Genomic DNA, 16,900 nt, shown 5'->3' on the forward strand with positions numbered 1-16,900 from the left:
AAAAAAGAAAAAAAGAATCTCAATTGACTATTTTAAAGCGGCAAATTTATCGTTTTTGCCCCATGACAAACAGGACAAATGTCCTGTACGACAAAATCAACAACATCATAAAGTAGTAATGTAATTGAAGCTTTCAGACAAGAGTTTCTTTTGTAGATGATTATCGTCAGTGCCAAGACTCTGACTGCAATCGATAAGCAATAAACTTTAGCTATACTGAACTACTTACAGTAAGCAAACAGCAAATTTCCCTTTTAAGGATAAGCATGGCAAGAGCATTAATTTTAATGGCGGACAGTTTGGGCATTGGTGCTGCTCCTGACGCGCATTTGTTTGGCGATACAGGTGCTAATACCTTCGCTCATTTGCTTGCCGCTTATCATGGTGAAACTGGTCACAAACTTGCGCTACCTAACTTGGCAAAACTTGGCTTGATTGAAGCTTGTCAGCGTGCCAGCGGCACTGTCTGTCAAATAGCATCAGCTCCTGCACCGATTGCCGCTTTTGGTTATGCCAAAGAGCTCTCAACAGGCAAAGATACCCCGTCTGGTCACTGGGAGATGGCAGGGGTGCCGGTCTTGTTTGATTGGGGATATTTCCCACAAACCGTTCCCTGTTTTGCCGACGAGTTTATTAACGAACTGGTAAAGCGTGCCAATATTCCGGGAATTTTAGGGAATTGTCACGCCTCTGGCACCACGATTTTAGAACAACTAGGTGAAGAGCACATTCGTACCGGCAAGCCTATTTGCTATACCTCAACCGACTCTGTCTTTCAAATTGCCGCGCACGAAACACATTTTGGGCTTGATAAGCTTTACGAAGTGTGTGAAATCGCACGCCAATTGTTCGATGAAATGAACATAGGCCGTGTAATTGCTCGTCCATTTTTAGGCGAAACAGCCAACGAATTTGCTCGAACGGGTAATCGACGTGATTATGCTGTGCTTCCTCCTGCCCCAACCGTGCTTGATAAGCTTAAACAAGCCGGTGGCCAAGTGATTAGCATAGGTAAAATATCAGATATTTATGCACATCAAGGCATTACTGAAAAACACAAAGCCTCAGGGTTAATCAACCTACTAGAAAAAACTACTGAAGTGTTTAGTCAAGCAGAAAAAAACAGCATAGTGTTTACAAACCTCGTTGATTTTGATGAAAAATTTGGCCATCGCCGCAATGCTGTGGGTTACGCCGAAGCATTAGCTCAATTTGATGCTTACTTACCAACACTGATGAATTTATTAGGCGAGGATGATGTTTTAATCATCACTGCCGACCATGGTTGTGATCCTACCTGGCCAGGTACCGATCATACTCGTGAATATGTGCCCGTTTTAGCATATCAAAAAGGTATGTTACCCATCGACTTGGGTGAACGGAACAGTTTTGCAGACATAGGACAGACCCTTGCCCAGTGGTTTGATTTACCTGCAATGGAATATGGCGAAAGTTTCGCTCAATCTCTTAATAAAGCAAATTAACAGGATAGTTTTCATGAGCACTCCTCACATCAACGCAACTGTAGGCGATTTTGCCGAAACAGTTTTAATGCCTGGCGATCCGTTACGTGCCAAGTACATCGCCGAAAATTTTCTTGATGACGCAAAACAAGTCACAGGTGTGCGTAATATGTTCGGTTTTACTGGCACATATAAAGGAAAACCCGTCAGTATCATGGCATCTGGAATGGGTATCCCATCGATGTCGATTTATGCCCGCGAATTAATTTGCAGCTATAACGTTAAAAACCTTATCCGTATTGGTACCTGTGGTGGGATCGGTTCAGATATTAAGATCCGCGATGTGATCTTTGCACAAGGTGCTAGCACTGACTCAAACGTAAACCGTTCCCGTGTTCGTGGCTATGACTTTGCCGCGATTGCTGATTTTGGCTTACTTGAAAATGGCGTGAATGCCGCTCGTAACTTGGGCGTTAATGTTAAAGTGGGTAATGTTTTTACGACCGATACATTTTATCAAGCTGATTCTACTTTCTATGCCGATTTAGATAAATTAGGGGTCTTAGCGGTAGATATGGAAACAGCAGGTTTATACGGCGTAGCAGCTGAATATGGCGTAAAAGCGATGGCATTATTCACCGTGAGTGATCATGTTATTACCGGTGAAGCGACACCGGCTGAAGAACGCCAAAACACATTCAATGAAATGGTTAAAATTGCCCTAGAATCAATTTAATAAATTATTATTGTACCTTCTAACAGTTGTAACCAAAGCCGCAGGATGCGGCTTTTTTCATGCTTGATTGACGAGTTTTAGTTCTTATCACTTAACCATTTCTTTAATACTTTATGTAATACGGCTTCGTCTATTGGCTTACTCACAAAATCATTCATACCCACATCAAAACAAGCTTGCTGATCTTCTATAAACGCGTTAGCTGTGAGTGCCACTATAATGGGATGACCATATTTTGAAGTATTTAGCCGCATCTCTTTAGTCGTAGTATAACCATCCATCACCGGCATTTGGCAATCCATTAAGATGAGCTCATAACCATTTGATTGTTGTAACCTAAGTGCTTGTTCACCATTTTCAGCTAAGTCAACGTTTGCACCAACCGCTTCCAACATAGTTCGGGCCACGAGTTGATTGATGGGGTTATCTTCAACAAGTAACATTGTCCGGCCTGTTAAATTTAATTCTCCTGTTTCAAGCCTGTTAACAGGTAAGTTCTTGGCTTGTTTCATTGGTAAAGTGACCGTGAAACAGCTCCCTACTCCTACTTGGCTTTCTAGCGCAATATCGCCGCCAAAAAGTCGTGCTAAACGCAAACAAATTGCAAGACCCAGTCCTGTACCACCATACTCACGCGTGGTCGAAACATCAGCCTGACTAAACTCACTAAACAACTGACTTTGCTTTGCAGCTGCAATACCGATCCCTGTGTCACTGACACTGAATGTTAAGACTTCTTTATCATAGGCAGCGCGTATGATCACTTCGCCTTCTGCGGTAAATTTTCCTGCATTGGTTAATAGATTGGTAATAATTTGACGTAAACGAACGGAATCACTCACTACTTTGGTCGGTAACGAATCCATCCCTTCTACTTGTAACGTCACCCCTGCTTGTAATGAAGAAATGCGAAACATATTTGCTGAGTCTTCAAACACTTTAACTAAATCAAATGGCTTACTTTCTAATTCAAGCTGCCCTGCTTCAATTTTTGAAAAGTCTAAAATATCGTTTAGGATCAACATCAATACTTGAGCTGAATTATGCGTTAAAGTTAGTTTTTCTTGTATATCTTCGGGTAACTGTTTGTCCTTTAACAAAATATTGATCATCCCAATAATGCCATTCATCGGTGTTCGGATCTCATGGCTCATATTCGCTAAGAAAATAGATTTAGCTTTATTTGCTTGCTCAGCTGATTGCACACTTTGCATCAGTTCAAAGGTTTTCTTTTCAACTTCAATCGCTAATTCATGGTTAAATTCACTTAGCTTGTGGTTGAGCTGCTCATTTTCATGGTTTGATTTTTCTAACTCTGTAAAACTAATATGTAAGCTTTGAGCCATTTGTGTAAATTGTTGATGCAAGGCGTCTATTTCTTGCCAACTTTGCGGTGTTTTTTTCTCGAGCGGTGTACGTTGGTGTGGGTCAAAGGTATGCATCTGATTACTCAATGACTCTATTGGTGAGACCAACCATCGGCTCAAACGCATAATAAACACAACCACTAATGAAGTGACTAATGCCATAACTAACATCGCCTTCAACCATGACCACGCAGCTAGAATATCAATATGAGATTTATCTAACATTAACACTACCTGCCAATTATAATGTGCTGTGTGTTCTATGGTGCTGTAGTATGAATTCATTTCATTATCGATAAATATCGGGCTATTTACGGTGTTGGAAAATGCAGCTAACACTTTTTCTGTGAGTGTATCAAGCACCTGATGTTGTAGATTTTTAGATTGGTATACGACTTGGTTTTTGCTATCAATAATCAGTAATTCTACACTATGATCAAACAACTGCGGTTTAAAGGCAGCAAACGCTTCTAGATTTAGCGACCCTTCTATGACACCTTGAAATTCATCTTCTTTAAAAACGCCTTTTGAAATAGCAACAATCGGGTCATTACCAAAGCCACGCCCTTCAAATGCTGAAGATACATAAGTATCTGGATGTTTATATGCTTGAATAAAATAAGGTCGATCTGCCACACTCAGAAGCTGGCCATCAAGCTTCTTTAAAAAAACCTCAGGTGCAGCTGCTGTGACGTTCCCTACTTTATTCGTCGCTAAACTCGTTAAAAAAGCAGGATAATATTGTATTAAACTATTTAATGCTTGCTGTGTATTTAAGCCATTTACGACGGCTTGTGCTTGGATATTAATTGCTGTGACATGCTCATGTAAATACCGTTCAACACCTAACGCAATGTCTTTTGCTTTCACTTTTAATTGCGAACGGACATGTGTTTCTACATTTTGATGGTTATAGTTAATTAAAATTACGGTAATCACTAATAGTGACAAGCCCACTAACACGCTCACCGTATAGCGTAACAAACGTACGAGTGGCGTTTTAAATTCAGAATTAGAATAAAAATGTTTTGAATAAAAGCCAATAACATCAGCAATTGCTAAACATACAATCGCATTTAATAAGTACTTTACTAAGGCGGTTAACAAGCCTAAGGGCGGGATTTCGCGTAGCCAATATCCTATTAACGCTAAGATCGGCAAACCGATGACCAACCAAAAGACAATCCCCCAGCCCAGTAAAGGCTGCCGGCGTTTAATACTAAAATAAGTTAACCAGAGTATCTCCATTAAAAATGGGATTGCAGGCCAGGCATGATCCCACTTCAACCATAAAAAATTAGCGGCGATAAAACCAGTGATAAAGCCATAGCGGGGGCCATAAATAAGCAAGACATACAAAGCAAAAGCTTGCCCAAATAGAAACTCAGTACTTGATAAAAAATAAAATGGCAGTAGGTTGATCCCTCCACCTATCAGCCCCAGAATAATGGCTTTAATGAGGTGGTTGGGTATTATTGATTTGGTTTCTGACACGCAGCCTGACTCACCTTACAAATACACCAGCACATACTGGGGCTCGATGAAAAAATCTATACTATGTGTAAGATTAACAGACTTATGCTTTTTTTCCTGCTTTATTCCTTTGTTTTAAAAACGAATTGCACCGCGCAAGGCTTTGGTTTGACTCTTTTGTGTTTTTTTATCCATGCGTCTTTTTTGTGAGTTACGTGTTGGTTTAGTGTTACGACGCACTTTTTCAACTTTGGTTGCTTCGCTAATCAATTGTCTTAATCGTTCAAGTGAATCTTGCTTATTTTTAGCTTGATCACGATATTGTTGCGCCTTAATAATTATTACCCCTTCTTTACTGATCCGGCTATCTGAATAAGCAAGTAACCGTTCTTTATAAAAAGCAGGAAGTGATGAGCGCTGTATATCAAAACGAAGGTGGATGGCACTGGATACTTTGTTGACATTTTGACCGCCCGCGCCTTGTGCACGAATAGCGGAAAACTCCAATTCCCACTCGGCAATTACAATGTTCGCGGTAATGTGTAACATAACGTCTCTTTTATGGTAGCTAAAATACAAAAAAGGCCATACTTTTCAGTATCGCCTTTTTAGTTCAAGCATTTAAGCCTGAAGGTCTAAACCCAATTGGTTTAGTCGAGTACTAATTAAAGTACTACGATTTCCTCAGCTTGAGGACCTTTTTGACCTTGAGTTACTTTGAACTGAACTTTTTGGCCTTCAACAAGTGTTTTGAAACCAGTACCAGTGATAGCACGGAAGTGAGCGAAAACGTCAGGACCATTTTCTTGCTCGATGAAACCAAAACCTTTAGACTCGTTGAACCATTTAACTGTACCAGTAGTAGTTGTAGACATAATCTTATCCTATTAAATCAAAAATAATAAAGTCTCATTATTGAGACAATTCGGCTGGAAGTGCTGCCATTACTTTTTTAAAAACAGGACATCGGTACTGTAAATAAAACATCAAAATGGTGTGCATAAATACTAGACTTACTTTCAGACAAGACACATTATATATAACTTTGCCGAACAGTCAAAGGGTATCCCAAATTAAATCCCCTTGTTTCTTACCTAAATTAGCTACACTCTATATTAATGCTTGTTTGTTGATAATATTACAAAAATATGAAATTTCATTTCTGCTCATTGTACCAGTAGTTTTATTAATCGACTGGTTTGTTGTCCCACCCGTTTCGCGTTATTTCTTTACAATTTCTCTTACAAAGCGCATGATCTTCTGTATGAATTCTCTGCACAACCATTAAAAAGTTATGAAAATTTGGGTCGATGCTGATGCCTGTCCAACAGTAATCAAAGATATTCTTTACCGCGCCGCTGTTCGTACAAAACGTGAAACAACCTTAGTCGCTAACCAAGCACTAAACATTCCCCCTTCTTTATATATCAAAACATTACAGGTCGGTGCAGGGTTCGATGTAGCAGACAATGAAATTGTGAAGCGCTGCCAGCCCGGAGATTTAGTTATCACCAGTGATATCCCATTAGCTGACGAAGTGATTACAAAAGGAGCTGCAGCACTGAGTCATCGGGGTGAATTATTCACCACTGAAAACATAAAGTCTCGTTTAAATGTCCGTGACTTTATGGATACTTTGCGGTCAAGTGGCATTCAAACCGGTGGCCCCGCTCCATTAAGCCAAACGGACAGACAAAATTTTGCCAATCATTTAGACCGTTTACTCCAACAAGCAAAATAAAGTAATAATGCTGTCCAGTGTTCTTATCCCAAGTCCCACGAACGTAAGTACCAGTGCGCCTTATTTAGAATACAGTTTGTACAGGGGCTTGATTGATGTGATCTAATGCCTGCTGCATCGCTTCTATCAGGCTTTTATCCACGGCTTTATTGCATGCAAAACCCAGATAAGACTCTTTTAACACATTGACCACATGATATTTCGATGTGGTGATACCAGCACGTTTAAACTGAAAGTGAGCAATGCTTTCTCCGTAAGCAATTGCATCAACCCGTTCGAGCGACAGCATTTTCACCATCTCAAATCCAGTATTTAAAAACACAAAATGTTCATCACTCATTCCCTGTTCTCGCAGTAAAATATGACCAATATCATTTTTTACTACCCCTATTTTTAATTGTTCAGTAGGCAACTGTTCATACCGACCATCATCGAGGGCAATGAGTGAAATTCGGTTAGTCACAATAGGCCCAACAAAATAAAATTTTTTTGCTCTTTCTGCTGTGTAAGTCATCGAAAACAAACATCGCTTTGGTTTGTTTTCTAAATATCGATAAGCACGGGGCCATGGGTAAATATCAATATCATCACGTGAAAAATTAATCTTCATGTGGTCAAACATGGCCAATAATCTCTCTATGGTGATCCCCGTTATGCGTCCATTTTCAATATAATTATAAGGCGGGTAGTCTTCGGTCATCCATGTAATTTCATGAACTTGCTGAGCGAGTGATGTAGGTGACGCATTCAGTGCTGTACTGCACACAAGTAGCACACATACAATAAATGGGCGCATATTCTGTTTTCCAACCACGAATAATATTTAAGTATAGTCAGCTGGTAGCACACACGCTGTTAACATTGAATTTTCGGTAAGTCTTGCCAGCGGGTCGTGTAGTGAGGTGACAAAAAGTCGCGTTTCATATGCCAATTTGTCCGCATCTGCTGTGATGCACTAACTAACGTATCTTGGCCAAAACGTTGGTTAATCCCATCGATACAGCGCATTAAAGGCTCATTTTCATCATGTTGCGTAAATAAATCATCTTGGTAACAATGCTCGCTAATTAATTCTATCGCCCCAATGCCACATTTATAAAACTGAATATTTGGCTGGTATATCACCGTAAGCGCACGATCTACGGCTTCTGCGAATGTGTGCGTATTCGCTGTTGCAACCTCAAATTGGTGGACGAGGCTTTTTTTATAATACGGCTCCTGATGCGCAGAGCTACTCGCAAATATCAACAATTGTTTCGCTAATGAGTGTTGTTTTCGCAACTTTCTTGCCACCGTTGCACTATGATTCATCAATGCCGTTCGTAAAGCTTGATAATCGTTTATTCGTTCTCCAAAACTGCGAGTCGAAAATACCTCTTTTTTGAGTTGTGGGACTTCATCCCAGCCTAAACAAGTTTCACCATTTAACTCTGCGACCACTCGCTCCATCACCACACCAAATTGTTGTCTAATCCGCTTCGGTGGCTGCTGTGCTAATTGCCATGCATTATCGACTCTCATTAAGTTCAGCCGCTTACCTAATCGACGCCCTACTCCCCAAACATCGGTCACCGCCATACGAGTCAAAATTGTTTTACGAGTGGCTTCATTATTAATGATGGCCACACCAGCAAAGCCCTCCAACTTTTTTGCGGCATGATTTGCCGCTTTGGCTAATGTGGCTGTTGGGCCAAACCCCACACCAACAGGCAGCTTTGTTTCGCGCCAAACACGTCTACGAATACGTTGCCCATATTCCATCCAATCCGAAATACAATGCTGATACCCTTTAAACTCTAAGAAAGCTTCATCAATCGAATACACATGCTGATTATCACCAAATTCAGCAATCACATTCATCATCCGCTCACTTAAATCGGCATAAAGCTCATAATTGGATGAACGCACAATAACTTGATGCTGCGCCAAGTAATCCTTAACCTGAAAGTAAGGCAAAAATTTTGGCACATTTAATTGACGAGCAATGGGACACACCGCGCAAATGCAACCATCGTTATTAGTTAACACCACCACAGGCTTTTTTCGAATACTGGGATCAAATACTTTTTCAGCACTGGCATAAAAAGCCACGGCATCCACTAACGCAAACAATCTAACAACTCTCGGGTTGATTTATGAATACGAATCGAACGAGTCACCACACCTTCTATTTGAAATTCATCATGGCTAGTCAGCATCACAGGAGGAAATACGCTCGACGCAGATAATAACTGTCGGTTCGCTTTATCGAGAATTTTACACACAAAGCAGCCATTAAAGTTTGCCACAATAATATCACCTTGCTGAACGGGTTCAGCCCGATCAACAATCAGTAAATCACGGTCAAAAATGCCGATATCTTGCATTGAATGACCCGAAGCCAACCCTATAAATGTTGCATTTGGATGAGAGATCAACAACTGATCTAATGATAACCCAAGCTCTTTATATTCTGCCGCAGGCGATTCAAAACCAGTGATCCCCGCTTCAATATAAATAGGAATAACACGCATAACACCACACTCAAACACTGTATATTTACACAGTATAAATCGCATTACTCATTCGGTCGAGTTTAAATATCAGAATCACGCAATTAACAGCTACCCCATTATTTATGGCGCAATAGGCACAAGTTAAACTGTAAGAATTGATATGATGTTAACAATTAAAAAGGGTCGCTGACGACTAACACTGTATAACTTGTCATTATTGGAGTGAGCTCATCGGTGTTGGCATTGCACACATAGCCGACATACAAAGGGCTAAGCGTGCAAGCACCCGAATAAAATAACCAACCTTCGTCGGTTCAAAAACCTTATTTACAAAGATCTGCCCTCTCTGGGTTGTCTAGTGCAGCGTATTCAATGAAAATTACGCTCAAGATCTGAGTTGTCTGTTAGCCATTTTTCTACACGCGACCTTCTTTATCTAATTTTGTTGAAATTAACCCCGCAAATGCAATAAATATAAACGAGATTGCCAAACAAGCCGCTAACCCGTATAGCTGAAAAACCCAGCCCGATAAAACAGTCCCAATCAAACGCCCCATCGCATTTGCCATGTAGTAAAAGCCTACATCAAGAGACACACCATCGGCATCAGCCATGCTAACAATCAAATAACTGTGCAATGACGAGTTAATTGCGAACAGTATGCCAAATGCCATCAGGCCAGCAATGAGGAGAGTTTGCACTTGCCAATTAAATAATAAAGATAAGGTAATACCGAATGTGATCAGTGCCAATAAACTTGCCCATTTTACGGTTTCTGTTGCAGGAGAAACGTTATCATTGAATTTAATAAGTTTAGGTGCGATAGATTGCACAATACCGTAACCAATCACCCAAAGTGCCAAGAACCCACCGACCGTCCAATGATCCCAACCAAAGGTTTGCGATAAAAAGACAGGTAAAGCAACAACAAACCAGACATCGCGAGCGCCAAATAAGAATAGCCGTGCAGCCGACAGAATATTAATTGCCCGACTCTTTGAAAAAATGTCGGTAAACTTAGGTTTGTTTTTAGCTTTTCCTAAATCACTTTTTAAAGCGTAAAGGCTGTAACACCACACAAGTGCCAATACGCTAGCCATCAGCAACATGGCACCTTTAAACGATATCCAAGTTAGCAGTAGGCCACCTAAAAAAAAGCCAACGCCTTTGAGAGCATTTTTAGAGCCTGTTAATACTGCTACCCATTTAAACAAGGTACCTTCTTGCCCAGCAGTTACCAACATTTTAATCGAGCTTTTAGCGCTCATTTTATTTAAATCTTTAGCAATACCTGACAGCGCTTGGGCGATCATTACATACACAACAGTTAACCATTCAGCGGGAACAGCTAACATCAGCAAAGCGATAATTTGAATAGCTAAGCCGATGTTCATGGTTTTATTTAGCCCTAAACGCGCACCTAAGAAGCCGCCAACTAAATTAGTCACAACGCCAAAGATTTCATAAAACAAGAACAACATCGCTATGCTAAGCGGGCTATACCCTAACGCATGAAAATGAAGCACCACTAACATGCGTAGTGCACCATCGGTTAAGGTAAATGCCCAATAATTACCTGTTACAACAAGATACTGCTTAATATCGTCTGATAATGATGCCAAGCGTTTCATAGTATTAGATTATCCTTTAATTGATAGACCGACTTTGCGAGCAAGCTCAGCCGTTCTATTGGCGTATCCCCACTCATTGTCATACCATAAATACATTTTTAATTGCGTGTTGTTGACCACCATGGTTGAAAGCGCATCAACAATGCTAGAGCGAGGGTCTGTTTTGTAGTCGATAGACACAAGTGGCTTTTCTTCATAGCCAAGAATACCTTTTAATTCGCCCTCAGCCGCTTCTTTCATCCAAGTGTTGATTTCATCCGCGGTAGTCGGGCGTTCAACTTCAAACACACAATCAGTAATTGACGCATTAGCAAGGGGTACACGTACCGCATGACCATTTAACTTGCCTTTTAGCTCGGGGAAAATATGAGTAATTGCTGTTGCCGAACCTGTAGTGGTTGGGATTAGGCTCATGCCACATGCACGCGCTCTACGTAAGTCTTTATGTGGTGCATCTAAAATAGTTTGAGTATTAGTAATATCGTGAATGGTTGTCATTGAACCATGTTTGATGCCGATTTTATCCTGTAACACCTTCACTACCGGTGCTAAGCAGTTTGTCGTACAAGAAGCGGCTGTGACTATGGTATGTTGATTAGCATCATAAAGGTGGTCGTTCACTCCCATCACCACATTGAGCACTCCTTCTTCTTTCACTGGCGCAGTGACCACGACTTTTTTAACACCTTGGTTTAAGTAAGCTTGCAGTAATTCGGTTGTCTTCATTTTACCAGATGCTTCAATGACCAAATCACATTCAGACCAATCGGTGTCATCAATCGCTTTATTCTGAGTCACACGAATGATCTGTCCATCAACAATCACATTGTTGTCATCATGAGATACATCATGGGCCCAAACGCCATGCACTGAATCGTACTTTAATAAATGAGCCAGCGTTTCAGCGTTGCCCGCCGGATCGTTAATTTGTACAAACTCAATATCTTGCCAGCCAAAGGCTGCTCTAAGTGTTAAACGCCCCATACGGCCAAAACCGTTAATACCAATTTTAATTGCCATTGTTAAGCTCCTACTTTTTGAAACTCATTGAAAAAAGAAAGTTGTACAGGATGAGTAAGCGCCTTAGGGCGAACTTTTTGTACTTGGTTAATAATCTCTGCCTTGTTGTACCCTAACTCAAACATCAGTATGCCAATCACTAAGCCCGTGCGACCCGAGCCCCCCTTGCAGTGCACAGCAATAGAGCCTTGATTGCGTAAGATAGATAGCATCTCGTCAAGGTGAGATTTGAACGCAGCTGCAAAGTCCTCATTCGGTGCATCGTCATCTGAAATAGGTAATTGAAACCATTTGATGCCTTGGTCGTTACATACATCAGGAAGTGTTTCGGCATCGTTTTTCTGCATTTCTGCATCGTACATCAGTGTGACAATCGCTTCTGAACCAGCATTTTTCAATTGCTTGACTGATGTTGTTAAATCAACATCCTTCGTTCCGGGACAAGGCGTAAAGATAAAGCTTGCGCCATTATCAAGTGTGAGTGTGTCATATGGATGATTTGGCATAAAAACCCTCTTAATTATTCGTTAAACCAATGTTTTGTTTTGTTCAAAATCGCCACCAGGGACAGCATAACGGGAACTTCAACCAGCACCCCCACTACCGTTGCTAATGCGGCGCCTGAATGTAAACCAAAAAGAGATATTGCGACGGCTACCGCTAGTTCAAAGAAATTGGATGTACCAATTAAACAGGCCGGAGCCGCGATGTTATGTTTAAGTTTGAACTTAACAGCCAGAAAATAAGCAATAATGAAAATGCCATAGGTTTGAAGAATGAGCGGGATCGCGATTAACACAATATTCAATGGTTGTTCAATAATGGTATTGGCCTGAAAGCCGAATAAAAGCACCACTGTCGCTAATAAACCCATGACAGAAAAAGGCTTCAACTTATCTAACAAGGCACTGATAGCCGCTTCATCACGACCTGAACTATTTAAACGTTTTCTCGTCAGTATTCCTGCCATTAAGGGCAGTAATACATACAACACCACAGATATAAACAGCGTTCCCCAAGGCACATGAATATCAGATACCCCAAGCAATAACCCCGTAATTGGGGCAAATGCAAAAATCATAATGATGTCGTTAATTGACACTTGAACCAAGGTGTAGTTTGCATCACCTTTTGTTAATTGCGACCAGACAAACACCATTGCTGTACAAGGAGCAACCCCCAATAAAATCATACCGGCAATGTACTCTTGTGCCGTCTCTGGCGAAACAAAATCGGCAAATAATCCTTCAAAGAAGAACCAACCTAAAGCTGCCATTGAAAACGGTTTAATAAGCCAGTTGATCACCAAAGTTAATACTAAGCCGTGTGGATTCTTGCCAACTTCCTTGATGGTTGAAAAGTCCACTTGCACCATCATTGGGTAGATCATTACCCAAATAAAAACAGCAACAACACCATTAACATGGGCCACTTCAAGCTTTGCAATTGCTTCAAAAAGAGGCGGATACACCATGCCCAGTGCCACGCCTGCGGCAATCGATATTGTGACCCAAACAGATAAATAGCGTTCAAACAATCCCATAATGAAATTCCTAATTACAACAGTTTGCTACACGGGTTGGACGATCACCCATCGCGTTTAATCTAGCTAACTCTTGTTCAATAAAAATAGGTTCGTTTACTACTGTTGAAGTAATCGTTTGTTTCATCCACTTAGGAAGTGTTGGGTTAATAGAGTAAAACACCCATTGTTGATGTTTTCTGTCGGATAAAATGCCTGTTTTTCGAAGCTGCGCGAGATGACGAGATACTTTTGGCTGACTTTCTTCATCTAACGCAGTCATGAGCTCACAGACGCATGCTTCTCCTTCGACCGCTATGATTAAAAGCGTTTTTAAACGAATGTCATCGGCAAGCGCTTTGTAAAAAGTAGTGGGTGTTATTGGAGCTGGTTTTTGCTTTTGCTGAATGAGTAAAAACATTTTGATCCGCTCATTTAACTCTTGCAGCGTTTTTTCAAACGGATTGCCCTCTTTGCGGGAGCGAGGCTCAGGGAAATCCCAAGCAAGGCAATGCGCACCATTGACTCGACTATCGCACTCTTTTGCGGCTTTATCACAAAGCGTGATAACAAAATCGAAGTAGATACGGCTAACTTCATCAAGGTGCTTTGAGCGTAACCCCTCTGTACGTAAGCCAAAGTGTTCAATTGCAGACAAAGCTCGACGATCAACACAGTGTGGCTCAGTACCCGCACTGTAGACCTCGTATTCGCCTTTACCATGATGCTTTAACAATGCTTCTGCCATAATAGATCTAGCAGAATTTTCGGTGCATAAGAAGAGAACTTTCACAATAAACCCATAACAAAATAGTTATATAACAAATTAATTATATAGTGGGGCGATTATATGAGTTATTCAAGCTTTTTGTCACTTTTAGCTAGAGAGATTTTCACACTTTGTGATTTTAACGATCAGCCATAATGAGCCCTTTACTCAGACTACACCTCTTCTTGATGAACAGGTTCAACTCGAACAACAATCTATGAGTCACGATAAGAAGGCTGTATTTTAAAACCGTAAAAATCACATTACTCATTCAATTGAGTTAACCTATCGGCATCAGTCAATTGACTAGCGCCTCATTGTAAATGAGACAATTAACACAAGGTGATTGCTGATTATTTATGCTATGTTAAGAATAAAAAGGTGCCAAATGACAACTAAACATGTAGAGATTGTAATTATTGGAGGTGGGATCACTGGTGTTGGCATTGCACAAATGGCTCGGGCACAAGGATATAATGTACAACTACTCGAACAAGGAGATATCGGAAAGCAGACCTCAGCTAATTCAAGCAAATTGATCCACGGTGGTTTGCGCTATCTCGAAACAGGCCAATTTCATTTGGTTTATAAAGCGTTAAAAGAACGCGCAGCCTTACTTAGGCTGGCTCCTGATTTGGTGAAACCTGTCGCTTTCTACATCCCAATTTATAAAACAAGTCACCGACCCGCTTGGCTGGTGAGGCTAGGTTTAAGCTTATATTCAATGCTGAGTTTATTTAGTCAATTAGGGCGTTTTCGGACAATTCCTCGCACGCAGTGGTCACAGTTTGCCGGACTTAACACCACAGATTTACTCACTGTGTTTCAATATTGGGATGCACAAACCGATGACACATTACTCACCCAAGCGGTTGCCCGAAGCGCGTCTTCGTTGGGCGCTGATATTCAACATCATGCTCAGTGTCAAACCATTACGCAAAACTTTCATGGCTATCAAGTCACCTATCAACAACACGGCGTCACTTATCAAACACAAGCTAAAGTGGTTATTAACGCCGCCGGACCTTGGGTGAATCAGGTATTAGGCAATGTTATCCCATCGGCATTGAGTGAAGATATAGATTGGGTACAAGGTGCCCACCTCTTGCTTGATATTCCACAGCCAAACGGTATTTTATATTTAGAGTCTCACCTAGATGAGCGCGTTATTTTTGTGATGCCCTGGTATGGAAAAACACTGGTGGGCACAACCGAAACCAGCTTACCCGCTTTAGCTGACCAACCCAAAATCAGCGAGGAAGAACAAACGTACTTATTAGCCATTTATCAGCATTATTTTCCACATATCGGGTCTACCGAGCAACTCGCTACACACATTGTAGAAACCTTCTGTGGTGTACGTGTCTTACCAAAACAACAAGGACATGCATTTTCACGTGCCCGAGATACGTTAATGCACAGCCCGAGAAACCATCCGAAATTAATGAATATTTACGGCGGAAAACTCACTACTTTTCGCACCACCGCATCGCAAACTTTAGAATGGCTCACACGGCATTTAGGTCCACGCCAAGCCATCGCTGATATTGATAAATTACCGCTACAGTAATTCACTGTTGCACACTATTTAGCAAGATGTGCAAGTTGGCGACTAACTATAGGGTTGATCTTGCATCACATTGTTTAAAAATAGCTCTTGCTATTCACACTCATAGATTTCTGCGCTGTCACTGGTCGTAAAATCATGACGTTGTAGATAAGATCACTTAAAATAGAATTCTCTACATCTAAATAAAGAGTATTTATGGTTAACTACATCTTGATCGCCATTATTATTGTAATGTGCGTATTATTTTTTAAAAACTCTCAAAAAAATAAAGAACAAGCCGCTGAGAATATTGTAAAAGAACAACGCTTTTTAGCCGAGAACCGTGAGCAAGAAGGCGTCATGGAAACACCATCCGGTTTACAATATAAACTGCTAACGGCTGGCAACGGTACACACAAACCCAGTGCGACCAATAAAGTCAAAGTGCATTATCATGGCACCTTGATAGATGGCACTGTATTTGACAGCTCAGTTGAGCGTGGTGAACCGATTAGTTTTGGCCTCAACCAAGTTATTCCAGGTTGGACCGAAGGGCTACAATTGATGAATGAAGGAGACAAAATGCGCTTGTTTATTCCACATAAACTCGCCTATGGAACGCGCAGTGTCGGTAAAATACCTGCGGCTTCTTTGCTTATTTTTGATGTTGAATTACTGGCCATTCAATAATTAAAACAACTCTTATAACTAGGGGGAGGTTCCGTTCAATACGTTATCGCTTCCCCAAGACTGCTTCGTTGACACCTGCATGACAGCACAACAACCGTTTAACCAAAGAAAAAGTAACTAATACGCTGAGCGAAAAAGCCAAAAATGGTGATAGAAACAGTCCAAACCGCGCACGTTTTAGCTGCATTTTAAAGGCATTAAACACCTCATCCTGACCTTGTTCAAACTGGCCATCACGCACCGCTTCCATCGCTGCAAGACTTGCCCATTAATGCTGTGATGCTCTGTAATGGCGAGTCGATAAAAATCGCAGCCAATCCTGTGGGTGTGCGTACTCAATATACCGACTCATTTTAACCGCCTGTGATCTGAGGTGTAATGCACTCCCCGCAAAAAATAATACCAATAAAAACAGAAATAAAATAAATTTATTCATAACAACAA

Annotated in this window: 18 protein-coding genes; 5 read left to right on the top strand and 13 right to left on the bottom strand. The window is 41.0% G+C overall.

The window, feature by feature from the left end; genetic code table 11:
- Positions 1–266 precede the first annotated feature (266 nt).
- Complete coding sequence (locus AC3KVK_RS18055; protein WP_490310260.1) at positions 267–1,484, top strand: phosphopentomutase; 1,218 nt, start codon at positions 267–269, stop codon at positions 1,482–1,484.
- Positions 1,485–1,497: 13 nt separating this feature from the next.
- Positions 1,498–2,199 (top strand): purine-nucleoside phosphorylase, encoded by a 702-nt coding sequence (gene deoD / locus AC3KVK_RS18060; protein WP_490310259.1) that lies wholly within the window; start codon positions 1,498–1,500, stop codon positions 2,197–2,199.
- A 77-nt stretch (positions 2,200–2,276) separates the two neighbouring features.
- Here the strand turns inward: deoD and AC3KVK_RS18065 are convergent, their stop codons facing one another.
- The 3 genes from AC3KVK_RS18065 to AC3KVK_RS18075 form a co-directional block, all read right to left on the bottom strand.
- Positions 2,277–5,060 (bottom strand): ATP-binding protein, encoded by a 2,784-nt coding sequence (locus tag AC3KVK_RS18065; protein WP_490310258.1) that lies wholly within the window; start codon positions 5,058–5,060, stop codon positions 2,277–2,279.
- 114 nt (positions 5,061–5,174) lie between these two features.
- Positions 5,175–5,588 (bottom strand): alternative ribosome rescue aminoacyl-tRNA hydrolase ArfB, encoded by a 414-nt coding sequence (gene arfB / locus AC3KVK_RS18070; RefSeq protein ID WP_490310257.1) that lies wholly within the window; start codon positions 5,586–5,588, stop codon positions 5,175–5,177.
- Positions 5,589–5,704: 116 nt separating this feature from the next.
- The gene (locus tag AC3KVK_RS18075) at positions 5,705–5,914 is read right to left on the bottom strand and encodes a cold-shock protein (RefSeq protein ID WP_009836930.1); all 210 of its coding nucleotides are present in this window, start codon (positions 5,912–5,914) and stop codon (positions 5,705–5,707) included.
- 419 nt (positions 5,915–6,333) lie between these two features.
- Between AC3KVK_RS18075 and AC3KVK_RS18080 the strand changes: the two genes are divergently transcribed.
- Positions 6,334–6,780: a YaiI/YqxD family protein gene (locus AC3KVK_RS18080; protein WP_490310256.1), complete on the top strand. Its 447-nt coding sequence runs from the start codon at positions 6,334–6,336 to the stop codon at positions 6,778–6,780.
- Positions 6,781–6,844: 64 nt separating this feature from the next.
- Here AC3KVK_RS18080 and AC3KVK_RS18085 read toward each other — a convergent pair whose 3' ends face one another.
- The 8 genes from AC3KVK_RS18085 to AC3KVK_RS18120 form a co-directional block, all read right to left on the bottom strand.
- Positions 6,845–7,576, bottom strand: a complete 732-nt coding sequence (locus tag AC3KVK_RS18085) for a substrate-binding periplasmic protein (RefSeq protein ID WP_490310255.1) — start codon at positions 7,574–7,576, stop codon at positions 6,845–6,847.
- Between the two features lie 59 nt (positions 7,577–7,635).
- Positions 7,636–8,892, bottom strand: a complete 1,257-nt coding sequence (locus AC3KVK_RS18090; protein ID WP_490310254.1) for a Y-family DNA polymerase — start codon at positions 8,890–8,892, stop codon at positions 7,636–7,638.
- Entirely contained in the window at positions 8,880–9,293 is a 414-nt protein-coding gene (locus AC3KVK_RS18095) for a S24 family peptidase (RefSeq protein ID WP_490310253.1), read from the bottom strand. The genes AC3KVK_RS18090 and AC3KVK_RS18095 overlap by 13 nt, the downstream gene beginning before the upstream one ends.
- Before the next feature lie 398 nt (positions 9,294–9,691).
- Positions 9,692–10,906, bottom strand: a complete 1,215-nt coding sequence (arsJ, locus tag AC3KVK_RS18100) for an organoarsenical effux MFS transporter ArsJ (protein ID WP_490310252.1) — start codon at positions 10,904–10,906, stop codon at positions 9,692–9,694.
- Between the two features lie 9 nt (positions 10,907–10,915).
- Complete coding sequence (locus AC3KVK_RS18105) at positions 10,916–11,926, bottom strand: ArsJ-associated glyceraldehyde-3-phosphate dehydrogenase (protein ID WP_490310251.1); 1,011 nt, start codon at positions 11,924–11,926, stop codon at positions 10,916–10,918.
- A gap of 2 nt (positions 11,927–11,928) precedes the next feature.
- Positions 11,929–12,432: a phosphatase domain-containing putative toxin gene (locus AC3KVK_RS18110; protein WP_490310250.1), complete on the bottom strand. Its 504-nt coding sequence runs from the start codon at positions 12,430–12,432 to the stop codon at positions 11,929–11,931.
- A 14-nt stretch (positions 12,433–12,446) separates the two neighbouring features.
- The gene (gene arsB, locus AC3KVK_RS18115; protein ID WP_490310249.1) at positions 12,447–13,469 is read right to left on the bottom strand and encodes an ACR3 family arsenite efflux transporter; all 1,023 of its coding nucleotides are present in this window, start codon (positions 13,467–13,469) and stop codon (positions 12,447–12,449) included.
- Between the two features lie 10 nt (positions 13,470–13,479).
- On the bottom strand, positions 13,480–14,196 hold the full coding sequence (locus AC3KVK_RS18120; RefSeq protein ID WP_490310248.1) for a metalloregulator ArsR/SmtB family transcription factor: 717 nt from the start codon (positions 14,194–14,196) through the stop codon (positions 13,480–13,482).
- A gap of 409 nt (positions 14,197–14,605) precedes the next feature.
- Here AC3KVK_RS18120 and AC3KVK_RS18125 point away from each other — a divergent pair, with 409 nt between their 5' ends.
- Positions 14,606–15,787: a glycerol-3-phosphate dehydrogenase/oxidase gene (locus tag AC3KVK_RS18125; RefSeq protein ID WP_490310247.1), complete on the top strand. Its 1,182-nt coding sequence runs from the start codon at positions 14,606–14,608 to the stop codon at positions 15,785–15,787.
- 195 nt (positions 15,788–15,982) lie between these two features.
- On the top strand, positions 15,983–16,456 hold the full coding sequence (locus AC3KVK_RS18130) for an FKBP-type peptidyl-prolyl cis-trans isomerase (RefSeq protein WP_490310246.1): 474 nt from the start codon (positions 15,983–15,985) through the stop codon (positions 16,454–16,456).
- Between the two features lie 43 nt (positions 16,457–16,499).
- Here the strand turns inward: AC3KVK_RS18130 and AC3KVK_RS18135 are convergent, their stop codons facing one another.
- Together AC3KVK_RS18135 and AC3KVK_RS18140 are read right to left on the bottom strand one after the other, a co-directional pair.
- A complete protein-coding gene (locus tag AC3KVK_RS18135) occupies positions 16,500–16,706 on the bottom strand; it encodes a hypothetical protein (protein WP_490310245.1) in 207 nt (68 codons plus the stop codon).
- Between the two features lie 18 nt (positions 16,707–16,724).
- The gene (locus AC3KVK_RS18140) at positions 16,725–16,892 is read right to left on the bottom strand and encodes a hypothetical protein (RefSeq protein WP_490310244.1); all 168 of its coding nucleotides are present in this window, start codon (positions 16,890–16,892) and stop codon (positions 16,725–16,727) included.
- Positions 16,893–16,900: the final 8 nt, after the last annotated feature.

It is taken from the genome of Pseudoalteromonas sp. J2K-J979 (genome assembly GCF_058169715.2).